Genomic DNA, 12,491 nt, shown 5'->3' with positions numbered 1-12,491 from the left:
CCGGTGAACGTCAGTGGACACCGCACTAGACCACCTTGTGGCCGACGTGCGGACGAGACGCGCGACTTGCGGCTGATCAGGATGCCGGCGGTGGTCGGCGGTGACGACAAGGCCCAAAGTCGGGTCGGCACATGTACGGCTGGGATGATCGTGGCCATGTGGTTGGAGTCGCGGTGACGGCTACGTCGGATCGTGGAGTGGTGCCGGTACACGGTTCGTTGGCGGTCTATCCCGGTACGTTCGATCCGTTCACCCCGGGGCACCGCGACCTGGTGGCCCGTGCCCGGGTGATGTTCGACCAGATCATCGTGTTGCTGGCGGTGAACGCCGACAAGCGACCAACCGCCGAGGCCACGACCAGGGCGGTACGCGTGCGTGACGCAATGCCGGCAGCCTGGGGCAATGTTGAGGTGGACACCTGGACCGGCCTGACCACCGCCTACTGCGTGCGCCGCGGCGCTACGGTCATCGTCCGCGGCCTACGTACGGCCGCGGACCTTCGCCACGAGTACCAGCTCGCTGCGATGAACGAGCAACTCGGCATTCAGACCGTCTGGTTGCCGTCGCGTCCGCAGCTGGCCGCCACTTCGTCCACGGTCGCACGCGCATACCGCTCGGCACAGTCGGCCCGTCCATCCCTGAACGCTGAAGAGTGACCCCCAGGGGTACCGGAACGGTGGCAACGCCTCGAGGTGGGATGCACTCTTCTCGGCACGTCCGGGCGCCGGTCGCGCAGACGACTGTGACGCTGCGTAGCGCCCGATCCGCGGCAGCTCGATGCAAGGGCGGGTTCGTCTTCGCCCAAAGGTGAGGTAGGCAGAGGCATCAAGCTGGCACTTTGTCCCGATGTACTCGAGGGTAGTCACGGGCGAATCTCCCGCACATACTGCTGATAGAGCCGCCGCACGGGGTCCGGTGACACAGGGAGGCACCCATACCGGCAGGCGCAGCGCTGGCGATCGCGCTGGAGCGGATGCACCGTTCATCGTCGCCGGCGGATGAGATCTGAACACCGCAGACCGGTCACCGTCGACTGATCGTCGGGTCCCGTCAGGCGCGCCGGGATCGGTGCGGGCTACGCGGAGGTGGTCATGTATTCAGCGGCGAAGGTTCGCACCGTTCTGGTGGCCGGGGCTCTCGGCCTTGCCATGGCCGCCTGCCAGTCGTCGCACGCCCCCACGCCCGGGCAGTCCGCCCCTGATGCGGCACGCTCAATCTGGTCCGCGCCCGGTGGGTCGGGTGGCGGACGGGTGGCATCGAGGCCCGCATCGGCGGCGCCGCCGCCTACGAAGGCGCCGGGCACGTCACCCGCGCCGGTACCGTCCGTGCCGGCGCCGACCAGGTCGGCCGGCCTGACCACGCGGCAACTGGCCGGGCAGCGGATCATCTACTCGTACCCCGGGTTGACACCACCGGCGAGCCTGTTGAGGATCATCCGCGCTGGTGAGGCCGCCGGGGTGATCTTCTTCGGGGAGAACATCGCCAGCACCGCCCAGATCAGCTCGGTGATCGCCCAGTTGCGACGAGCTCAGGTGCAAAGCCCGGTCCATGTGCCGCTGCTGCTGATGGTCGACCAGGAGGGTGGCCTGATCCGGCGGCTGCCGGGGGCGCCCGCGCTGTCAGAGAAGCGGATCGGCCAGTCCGCCGATCCGGTGGCCGCGGCGGCTGAGGCGGGCACCGGAGCCGGCCTCGCCCTCGCCGCAGTGGGCATGAACGTCAACCTCGCCCCGGTTCTCGACGTCTACTCCACTGCTGGCAACTTCATCGACCAGTACCAGCGCTCCTACAGCGCGAACCCCGGCACCGTCGCGTCTTTGGGGCGGGCGTTCATCACCGCCCAGCAGCGCACCGGCGTGGCCGCTACCGCCAAGCACTTCCCCGGACTGGGATGGGCGGCAACGGCCCAGGACACAGACATCCGCCCGATCACCCTGTCCCAGTCGCTGGCCACGTTGCGCGGCACCGACGAGTTCCCGTACTCAGCCGCCGTCGCCATCGGCGTCGACCTCGTCATGGTGTCCTGGGCCATCTACCCGGCGCTGGATCCGAACCGCCCAGCCGGCCTGTCGCCGGCAGTGGTCAGGCAGGAACTGCGTGGCCGCATCGGGTTCACCGGGGTGACCGTCACCGACGCCCTGGAAGCCGGTGCGCTGGCCCACTATGGCAGCACCGGCCAGCGCGCGATCGCCGCCGCAGCCGCCGGCATGGACCTCATCCTGTGCTCCGCCCGTGATGTCAGCCAGGGCGAAGCCGCCACCGCCGCCCTGGTCAACGCCCAGACCGGGGGCCAGCTCGACGCCTCCGACTTCATCGCCGCGGCGGATCGGATCGCCGACCTGCGGGCCCGTCTCCACTGACTGTCTGGTGAGGCGGCCGTCCGATGCGGCTCCGCTCGCCCGAACCGGCACGTGAACGACTCGAGCACCCCCAGTCAGGCGTCGCGGGGCCGACCCAAGTCAGATACTCCCCTACCGGGCGACATAGAATGCCGTCGAGTGCTGCTCAAGGCGGCTGAGCAGTCCGGTGTGACACTGAGGGGCAACCGTCACCGTCCGTAATACTCAGTACTCAAATTCGAATCACGGCATCGAAGGTGCTCCAGGGCGCCGGGTAGGCGGCGGGTCAGACTTCCGCCGCCCACCCGGTCCGGCGGGCGTCGCTACGGCGCCGTCGTGGCCGGAACCGTCGCCCTAGCCTCGCCCGGGAACAGGTGCTCGAGCATCCACTGGCCGCCGGTGTCGTAGACGTCGACCAGGTCCCGGAAGCGCATGTAACTCTCGTGCTGCTCGTTCGGCATCACCTGCGTCGCGAGCTCCAGTTGCGGCTTCTGGGCCTTGATCGCATTGACGACCGCCACGTTGCTGCTGAAGTTGACGTTGCGATCGTCGTCGCCGTGCTCGATCAGCGTCGGCGCCGTCCACGAGGCGAGATTGGCGATCGCGGCGCTGCCGGCGTTGCCGGCCAGGTCCCAGGCGACCTTGAAGATGTCGGAGTTCCGCGAGACCCCAAGCGTCGTCAGGTAGCCGCCGTAGGAGAGCCCGTAGATGCCGACCTTCGCCGGTTCGACCCCGGGCTGCGCGAGCAGGAACGCCGCGCCGCCCTGGATGTCCTGGTACTCGCTCGCGCTGGTGCCGCCGCGCCCCGGGAACGTGCGCCACGCGTTGCCGTACATGATGCCGCCGCGGTAATCGACGGACAGCACGACGCAGCCGTGGCTGGCGAAGTACTGGTTCATCTCGTACAGGACCGTGTAAGTGTCGTAGTAGTGGTAGCCCAGCAGCATCTGCCGCGACGGGCCGCCGTGCGGGAAGATCACCCCGCAGCCCGTGGGGTGGGCCGGCACGAAGAGCTGCCCATGGACGGTCTGATGGTCTACCGACGAGGGGAACGTGACCGGCTGCGGCTCGACGAGCTGGTTCACCGGGTAGGAATCTGGCAGGTCAGGCCCGCCCTTGGAGACGTTGCCCACGGCATCGCGGATGTACACCGTCGGCGGGACGTTGTAGCTGCCCTCGACGTAGGCGACCGCGCCGTCGGCGAGCAGCGCCGGAGCCCACTGGCTCGGACGGCCGCCCGTGATCGCCTCCGGCGCGCCGCCGTGGAAGCCGACCGAGAACAGATGCCGGCGGGCGATGTCGCCGATGTTGGTGGCATAGATGATCGCCTTGTGGTCGCGCGTGACCTGCGCGGTCTCGACCTCGCCGTCGCCCGGCGTCAGCAGTGTCGGGGTGCCGCCGGCGACGGGCACCGAGTACAGGTGGCGCCAGCCGTCGGCCTCCCACACGAACGCGAGCGTGCCGTCGTCGGACCACATCAGCTGGTCGCCCGGCTGGCTCTCGAACGTCGGGTTCCCGTCGAGCGCGTAGTAGCTCGAGCCCAGCCCTGGCGACGCCTGCCAGACCCGCCGCGGCGTCAGGGTCGCGGCGTCGGCGACCCAGATCGCCCACGGCTGCCCGGAGACGGTGCGCCGGAACGCGATCTGCGTGCCGTCGGGCGACCACACGGGGTTCGCGTCGCTCGCGCCTGTGTGCGCGATCGCCGCCGGCGTGTACGTGCCCATGTCGAGCACCTCGACGCCGTTGGAGCGCGCGTAGAGCAGCTTGGAGCCGTCGGGCGAGAAGCGCAGGTTCGACGGCGAGCCACTGGGCACCGTGAGCAGCGGCTCCGGGCTGCCAACGTCTGCCAGCTTGCCCTGGTCGTCCCAGGTCAGGGCGGCGCTCATGATGCTCGTGCCGTTGACCCACACCATCATGCGGTCATCGGGCGTGAACGCCGGCGCGAGCCCGTCGCCGAGCAGCCGTGGCTTCCCGGCACGCGAGGCGACGATGTAGACCTCGCGGTGCGGCGGGTCGGGCGTCGAGGCCGGGTTGAGGATTTCGCCGTCGCTGTTCGGCGAGCTGCCGCGCACATAGGCGATGGCGCCGCCAGCGCGCGACACGGCAAGCTGAGAGAGCTCCTGGCCGTCGTCGTCCGGGTAGTTGACGATGCGGTGCGAAGGACTGCCGGAGCGCATGAAGTAGATCCCGCGGTCGTAGGCCGCACGCGTGATGTAGGCGATCGAGCGGCCGTCGCCGGAGGCCTCGGGCCCGTAGGCGATCGGCGCCTGCAGGATGTCCGCGACCGTGAACACATCGTTGGCGCGCGCCGGCGGCGGGGTCCAGGGGCCGAACGACGGTACGGGCTTGGTCAGTGACTGGTCGGGGATCCCCGGGTAGCTGCGCACGAACGAGATCTGCCGTCCGCTGGGCGCCCAGGCCGGCGCGCTGTCGGTCCCGAACGACGGGTCGACGTAGCCGATCTGGTCCGTCTTGACGTCGTAGACCGCGATGAACCCGTGGTCGCCGCGTGGGTTCTCGAACGCCAGCTGCTTGCTGTCGGGCGAGAACACCAGCTTGCCGACGGTGCCGCGGATCGACAACAGCCGCTCGGGATCACGCCAGTCCTTCTTCGCGTTCGCGCGGGTCTCGCTCCAGATGCTCTTGGCGTCGTCGGACACCCAAGCCGCCTGCCTGCCGTCCGGCGACAGCACCGCCCCCGGCGGCGGCGACGGCGCGGCTGCCTGTGCGGCGGCGGCCGTGCCGAAGTCGACGCCCGCTACCAGCGCAACGGCCACGGCGCTCCCGGCGGCGACTATTCGGCGTGTCAGCTTACCCTGTTCCAACAACCGTCTCGGTGAGCGCACCTTTCCTCCTGACTCTGTCGGGCATCGGCCGCAGGCCCACAGGCCATCGGCCTGCTCGCGGCAGCGGCCGTCCTCCCAATGCAACGTTATTGGTCCATGTCTCGATGGGCAACTCACCCTGATCGGGCGCTACGCGGAAGTTCCTTTGACAGTGACGCCGCGCGGCCAGAACGAAGGGCGCGAGGGCTGCGCCACCGCATCGGTGCCTCCACGACCCGCCGGCTCCGCCAACGGCTCGGCATCCCACCAGCGCCGGTACACCGGGACCACACGATGTGGCCACAGTTCCTCCGCACCCAGGCATCCAGGGCGCTGACATTGAGGATCCATCCCAGCTGATGTTTGACGGTCGGCCTGCCGGCGCTCACCGAATTCGGCCCTGTCGATGGTTTTGTGATCCGCGTGAAGCCGCACGCCCTCCTATGAGGAGGGTGTGCTGACCGAGCACGGCGCAATCTTCAACAGCTGTTGCCGCTTCGGTTCGTTATTGACGTCGGGCGCCAGCCGGACGGACGCCGAGACCAACGGGCGTACACCTTCGACACCAACAACCAGGGGCGGCCGATCACCCAGGTGGCCTACTTCGAGGACCTGAGCGCCTACAGCTACAGCGACGTCGACATCATTGAGATGGGGTCGTGCGCCGACGTGCGCCAGCGCACGACCCACTCCGACGGCCGCCTTCTAAAGGCGTCAGGCGGTCCTCACTGCACCGTCCCTCCGCCGCGCTCGACCGACGCGGTCAGCGGAAGGTCGCGTGAGGACGTCCCGACCTCGACCGTGTAGGAACCGGCGGTCTGCACCCAGGCGTCACGCGCCGTATCCCAGTGCGCGAAGGCGCGGGGCCCCAGTGTTATCACAACTTGCTTGCTCTGTCCGGGATCGAGCGACACCTTGGCGAAGCCCTCCAACCGGCGAGGTGGGGCGGTCTGTCCGCCGCCGATAGGGCCGCTGCCGTCGGCACCGCCCACATAGACCTGGACTACCTGGCTCCCACGGCGGTCACCGGTGTTGGTCACGATGGCGTGCGCTGTGGCGGCGCCGAAGCGCCCCGCTGTCACCTTGAGGTTGTCGAGCCGGAATGTGGTGTAGGACAGCCCATACCCGAACGGGAAGAGCGGTGCGATGTCGCGGGCGTCATAGTGCCGGTAGCCGACGTTGAGCCCCTCTGAGTACTGGGCAACCCCGTTCACACCCGGGTACTGCTGCGGGGTGCTGGCGGGTGTGTCGGCGAGCTGTTTGGGGAAGGTGATTGGCAGCCGTCCCGACGGGTCAGTGTCGCCGAACAGCACCGCGGCCGCCGCATTGCCGGCCTCCTCGCCCGGATACCACATCTCGAGTACACCTGCGACCTTGTCCAGCCACGGCATGGTCACCGGGCCGCCGGTGTTGAGCACGACGACCGTGCGTGGGTTCGCGGCCGCGACCGCCTCCACCAGCTCGTCCTGGTGGCCCGGGAGCGAGAGGCCCGGGCGGTCGATGGCTTCGGTGTCCTTGTTGGCGAGGAACAGCACCGCCACGTCGGACTTGCGCGCCGCCGCGACCGCCTCCGCGATCTCGACGTTCGGTGTGTTCGGCGGCGGCGTCCACGCCAACGAGATCATCGCCTGGCCACCGGACTTGGACCAGTCGACCCGGATGGCGTGTGGCGTACCTGCGGTCAGGTGCACGGTTGCCGACCTGGTGACCCCCGGGAACCCTCCCCCGTTGTTGATCACCGTCGCGCCGTCGAGAAACAGCCTGGCCCGGGATCGGTTGGTCAGGTGGAACGTGTAGTCGCCGTCGACCGGGGCGGTGAAGGTGCCCGACCAGCGGATCGACCAGCCGTCAGGGTGCAGACCCGGCACCGGCTCACCGTTGCTGAGCGGAATGCCGCCCGTCGGATCATTGACGACCCACCGCTCGGTGCGGGTCAGAACGGGTTCGCCCGACCACGTCGTGTTGTCGTAGTAGCGGGTGGTCCAACCGTTCTCGCCGGCCGCGGCGTTCTCCGAGGTCACCGCGTACGCGGGCAAGGCGGGTTGGGGGCCAAGGTCGACCGGCCCCATGCCATCGGCGGCGTTCACCGTGACGCTATCGCCGACACGCTTTGTGATGGCCTGCAGCGGGCTCACCGTGTAGAGCGGCGCGACGTCGGTGCTGCCGCCGCCGGTAGCCACAACGGAATGCGACGCGGGACCGATCAGCGCAATCGACCGGTCCTGCCGGGTTTCCAGCGGGAGCACGCCTCCCTGGTTCTTCAGCAGCACCGTGCCGGCCTCGGCGACTGCCCGGGAGTCGGCACCGCCGCGCGCGGCGTCGATCGGCGTGGGCGCCTGGGATCGCTCGAACAGCCCGAAGCGCAGCATCGTGGAAAGGATGCGGTGCACGTGGTCGTCGAGGTTGGCCATGCTCACCTGGCCGGATTCCACGGCGGCCTTCAGCCGATCCCCGTACCTGGTGCCCGACGGCAGTTCGAAGTCGAGGCCGCCCGTTGCGCAACGCACGGTGTCGTGGCAGGAGTCGAAGTCCGACACGACAAACCCGTCGAAGCCCCACTCGTCCTTGAGCACGCCCTGAAGAAGGTCCTGTTGCTCGCACGAAAAGGCGCCGTTGACCTTGTTCTTGGCGCACATCACCGCACCGGCCCGCCCCTTATCGACGGCGGTCTCGAATGCCGGCAGGTAGATCTGTCGCAGGGTGCGGTCGTCGATGCGCTCGTCAATCGAATCGCGGTTGATCTCCTGGTTGTTCGCCAGGTAGTGCTTGGGTTCGCCGATCGTGCCCTCGGACTGGATGCCCTGCACGGTGCCGGCTGCGATCTGGCCCGCGAGATAGGGATCCTCGCCGTAGGCCTCGAAAGTGCGGCCGTTCAGCGGGACGCGGGCGATGTTGATGTCTGGCCCCTCCTGCAGATTGCGGCCAACGTTGCGAGTCTCGCGCCCCGTCACCTTGCCGTAGCGGCGCGCAACCGCCGGGTCGAACGACGCGGCAAGTCCGAGCGCTGCGGGCAGCGCCGTCGTCTGCGGTTGCACGGGCCCACCCGAGCCCACGCCGTTCGAGCCATTGTTGAGCCGCAGTGCGGGGATGCACAGCCGCGGGATGGGTAGCGTCTCGCGTGAGTGACCGCTGTCGGAGACCGCGTGCGTCATTGACACCTTCTCGTCCAGCGTCATCTCCCGCACGAGCAGGTCAGCGCGCTCGTCCGCGGGTCGCTGCGGGTCCATCCACGGTGCGCCGGCGCAGTCCTCGGCGGCGGCCGCGGGCGTGGTATTCGCACCAACTGATACGAGCGTCGAGGCCATCAGAAGTGCGACACCGGCGATGGCGACGTGGGTTCGCTTCATGGCTATCTCCTCCGATGATGTCAGTTGACGGTCATTGCGAACACGTGCATGCCGGGGCCCGGCGAGACGCCGGTGACCGGAAGCGCTACCGCCCGCACGGCTACGCCGGACCGGATGGGCACTGAGGCGTAGTAGACGTAGGCGACGTGTTTGAGCTGCCCGGGCGGGTTGGTCTGGTTCTGGTACGGCATCGAGGCCACTACTTCGGTGTCACCCGGTGGTCCCCACCAATCCGGGAGGGACACGGTGAACTGCTGCGAGCGGCCGTCGGCGTAGTAGATGGTCCCGGTGCCGCCCTGGGAACCGTTGGTGCTGGCGCCCAGGAACGCGAGTCGGTCGCCGGTGCCGGACAGTGCGATCACCTGCCCGTTGGCCTCGGCGTTGTCCGGTGTGCCGGGCGGAACGTTCGGCCAGGTGAACGTCGAGCCGGCATGGTTGACCGTCCCACCGGACCTGAGTCCGGCGGCGGCCAGTGCCTGCGCCGAGTAGGTCCGGCCGCTGCTTGCGAAGGCGCCGGCCAATGGGGCGGCGTCGTCGGTGATGCCTGTGTTGTCGTATGCCGCCGCCAGCGCCGGGTACGGCACGGCGACGTTGGCCGCGCGGGTTGCCGTCTGGTTGCCGCCCATTCCGGCGAAGCGGGCGGTAGCCGACAGTGTCACGGATCCGGGCGCAGCGTCGGCCGCCGCGGTGACCCGCCAACGGGTGCTAACCGAGGACCGGGGCTGCACCACGTTCCAGGTGCTGGGGCCGAGTGGCTGGGCGGTCCACCCGTCCGGCACGGGCAGCGAGACCCGAACCCTGGCGGCCGGGTAGTCGCCGGTGTTGGTGAACGTCGTCGTCACCGTCTGGGCGCTGTCCGGGGCGAACACCTGCGGGGCGTCCACCGCCACGTACTGCACGCCTTCGGTCTGGTCCACATCGACCGGGGCCTGCAACGGCAGGTTGGCTGATGAGTCACCCACTCGGACCGTGTAACTGCCCTTGACGGTGGTCCAGGCTTGCGCGTCGGTGTGCCAGATCGAAAATGCCCGCTGGTCCAGGTGGAAGGTGAGGTGGCGGGTCTGTCCCGGCTCCAGGGCGACCTTCTGGAAGCGTTTGAGCTGAATCGGTGGCTCACCGGCCTGTTGCGGGTAGGACAGGTACACCTGCGCCACCTCGGCCCCCGCGCGCGCTCCGGTGTTGGTTACGTCGACCCCTACCGTCACCTGACCGCGCAGTCCCAGTTGGGGCGTGACGGTCAGGTTGTCGAACGCGAACGTGGTGTAGGACAGACCGTAGCCGAAGGGGAACAGCGGGGCGATGTCGTTGGCGTCGTACCACCGGTAGCCCATCTCCAGGCCCTCGGAGTAGGAAGCGGTCGGGATGCCGTTGACGGTGACGCCTGGGTATCGCTCGGCTGTGCTGGTGGGGGTGTCCTCGGCGCGTCTGGGATAGGTCACCGGCAGCTTGCCGGATGGGTTGGCCAGCCCGAACAGCAGGCGGGCGACGATGTTGCCGTCCTCCTCGCCCGGGTTCCACGCCTCGAGGACGGCTGGAACCTGGTCGATCCACGGCATGAGCACCGGGTCGCCGTCCTTGAGCACCAGAGCGGTACGCGGGTTGGCGGCGGCGACAGCCGAGATGAGGGCGTCCTGGTTGTTCGGCAGGGAAAGGCCGGGGCGGTCGCTCCCCTCGCTCGTCACCACGCCGGCCATCAGGATCACGACGTCGGCGCTGGCCGCGGCCGCGGTCGCCTCGGCGATGTTGCTGTTGTTGTTCGCCACGATGACCTGGCGGACGGTCGCGGACGACCCAAGCTGGCCCAGCACGTTCTGCAGGCCCTGCAGGGGGCTGACCGTGTAGATCGGCGCCACCCGCGAGCTGCCGCCACCTCCGGCGACCGCGGCGCCGGCGAAGGTCTGCTGGCCGATCAGGGCGATGGAGTGGATCCTCGATGCGTCGAGCGGGAGCAGGGACCCGTCGTTCTTCAGCAGGACGGCGGTCTGCTCCCCGATGGATCGAGCGGTCGCACCATTGGTCTCGGCGTCGATGGTTCCGCGGGTGATCGGGCGGTCGAAGATGCCGTACTTGAACATCTGCACGTATCGGCGCTCGAGCGCCCGGTCGATCGTGTCCATTGACAGGCTGCCGTCGGCCAGCGCCGCCTTGATGCGGTCGGGTGTGTACCACACCGCGCCGGACATCTCGAAGTCCTGGCCTGCGTTCAGCGACTGTGCCGTCGAATGCGTGGCGCCGAAGTCGGACTGGACGTAGCCCTTGAAGCCCCACTGGTCCCGCAGCACGGTGCTTAGCGTGTACGGGTTGTCGCAGGCATACGTGCGGCCGATCCGGTTGTACGAGCACATGATCGAGCCGACGCCACCGTCTTTGACCGACATCTCGTATGGCGTCAGGTACAGCTCGTGTAGGACACGGTCGTCGACTACGATGTCGCCACCGTTGCGGTTCTGCTCCTGGTCGTTGAGCACGTAATGCTTGGCCATCGCGATGACGTCGTTGCTTTGGATGCCCTTGATCTCACTGGCCGCCAGCGTGCCCGCGAGCATGGGGTCCTCGCCGAGGTACTCGAAGTTGCGGCCGCCCTGACCGACGCGTGCCAGATTCATGCCCGGCCCCTCGAGCTCGTGCACGCCGAGGGTACGGGTCTCGCCGCCGATCAGGTCGCCGAACTGGTACGCGAGTGAGGTGTCGAAGCTCGCCGCGAGGCCAAGCCCAACGGGAAGCGCCGTCGCGCGGTCCTGGGGCGAGCAGTCACCGGCGCCCACGCCGACTGGGCCGTTCGTGACGCGGAATGTGGGTATGGCGAGCTCGGGAATGCCCGGGACATGCCGCCCCCCATTCCCGCACTCGGGCAGCTCGGGGATCGACCCGGACTGCCCGTGAAGCTGCGCGATCTTCTGGTCCAAGGTCATGGCCGACACGAGCAGATGCGCCCGCGTCTCGGGCGTCAGCGGCGTGTTCATCCAGGGCAGCTCGTCGGCGGCTGCGGCCTGCGACGGCGTCCCGGCGGTGGCGGTGGCGGTGGCTGCAAGGATCACACCCAGCGCGCCGTGGAGCAGTCTGGTCCGTCTCATTTCTGTCTCCTGCCGCACATAGCTCGGCGACGGACGAACGCTCCCCGTCGTCGACAGTCGCCGCGCTCTCCGGCTGGCCGGCGCCTAGGCAACCGTGTTGTCGACCACCGCCGGCTCTCGAAGATCCAACATTGACCGGAATCTACGCCTCCCTGAGTAGGGCGGCAAGCGTTTGCCACAAGTTTTGCCAGGCCGCCCGCAGAGACGGCACACTGCCGATGTAGTTGACCTCAACACCGGGACCGCCGTCACCAAGAGGACGATCTGCGTCTGCCCATCGCAACCCCGCAGCGCAGGTCGCCAAGCGGTTGGGTGGGTAGCACCTCGATCGTGGGCGTGACGTCGTCGACCCGGAAGGCCACCATCGCCCGGCTCTAGCCCCGGTAGCTCGATCGCCTCGACACGCCGGCCAGCACGCACCAATTCATCCTGCAAACGCGCGTGGCGGCCGCGGCACGATGGCACCGTCCGTCCGGGCCGCGCAAACTACTTGAAGCAGTCAGCGACTGCCGCTCCCCCGCACCTTCCACGGCTGGCAGCCCTCGCGGGAACGCAGTGACGCACGCTCATGCCGGCCGTTGAACACGGACGTTCAACACTCGCGCTATCGTGCGTGCCGATCCGCCGCTGGCACGGTCCCGTTCGCTGTCAGCAGACGCCCCTTCTGTGGGCGAGATGGCCGCCCCTTGATGCACGGCGAGCCGCTGTCAGGCGGGAAGGACGGGGCACCCGTGACCGTGACTTTGCAGACCGTCCTCCTGTCCCTGGCAGCACTTGCACAAGAGAAGCGACGCCCGAACATGCCGCCGTCCGAGCGGCACGCAGCGTGACTTTGCCGTACGGCCGACATGCGGAACTGCCGAGATGAGAGTGTCAGCGGGGCGTGGTTTAGGCCTCGGTGATCATAGC

The 12,491-nt window shown here is 68.6% G+C and carries 5 protein-coding genes; 2 read left to right on the top strand and 3 right to left on the bottom strand.

All coding sequences use genetic code 11. The features are described from left to right. The first annotated feature begins 131 nt into the window (after nt 1-131). Nucleotides 132-656 (top strand): pantetheine-phosphate adenylyltransferase, encoded by a 525-nt coding sequence (coaD, locus tag ACNAW0_RS28645; RefSeq protein ID WP_416291148.1) that lies wholly within the window; start codon nt 132-134, stop codon nt 654-656. A 669-nt stretch (nt 657-1,325) separates the two neighbouring features. Continuing rightward, a complete protein-coding gene (locus ACNAW0_RS28640) occupies nt 1,326-2,357 on the top strand; it encodes a glycoside hydrolase family 3 N-terminal domain-containing protein (protein WP_416291147.1) in 1,032 nt (343 codons plus the stop codon). Nucleotides 2,358-2,659: 302 nt separating this feature from the next. On the opposite strand, the gene ACNAW0_RS28635 is transcribed toward ACNAW0_RS28640, so the two are convergent. The 3 genes from ACNAW0_RS28635 to ACNAW0_RS28625 form a co-directional block, all read right to left on the bottom strand. Continuing rightward, a complete protein-coding gene (locus ACNAW0_RS28635; protein WP_416291146.1) occupies nt 2,660-5,113 on the bottom strand; it encodes a S9 family peptidase in 2,454 nt (817 codons plus the stop codon). Nucleotides 5,114-5,886: 773 nt separating this feature from the next. After that, entirely contained in the window at nt 5,887-8,508 is a 2,622-nt protein-coding gene (locus tag ACNAW0_RS28630; RefSeq protein ID WP_416291145.1) for a glycoside hydrolase family 3 C-terminal domain-containing protein, read from the bottom strand. 20 nt (nt 8,509-8,528) lie between these two features. Next, the gene (locus ACNAW0_RS28625; protein WP_416291144.1) at nt 8,529-11,582 is read right to left on the bottom strand and encodes a glycoside hydrolase family 3 C-terminal domain-containing protein; all 3,054 of its coding nucleotides are present in this window, start codon (nt 11,580-11,582) and stop codon (nt 8,529-8,531) included. Between the last annotated feature and the right edge of the window lie 909 nt (nt 11,583-12,491).

The organism is Micromonospora sp. SL1-18, assembly GCF_047921505.1.
GTDB lineage: Bacteria > Actinomycetota > Actinomycetes > Mycobacteriales > Micromonosporaceae > Micromonospora.
Note: the sequence above shows the minus strand (reverse complement) of the source record. Positions and strands in the feature narration are given on the sequence as shown.

Bases quoted from the DNA above. Each gene is read 5' to 3' on its own strand.
- coaD (WP_416291148.1), top strand. From the start codon at position 132: ATGTACGGCTGGGATGATCGTGGCCATGTGGTTGGAGTCGCGGTGACG.
- ACNAW0_RS28630 (WP_416291145.1), bottom strand. From the start codon at position 8,508: ATGAAGCGAACCCACGTCGCCATCGCCGGTGTCGCACTTCTGATGGCC.
- ACNAW0_RS28625 (WP_416291144.1), bottom strand. From the start codon at position 11,582: ATGAGACGGACCAGACTGCTCCACGGCGCGCTGGGTGTGATCCTTGCA.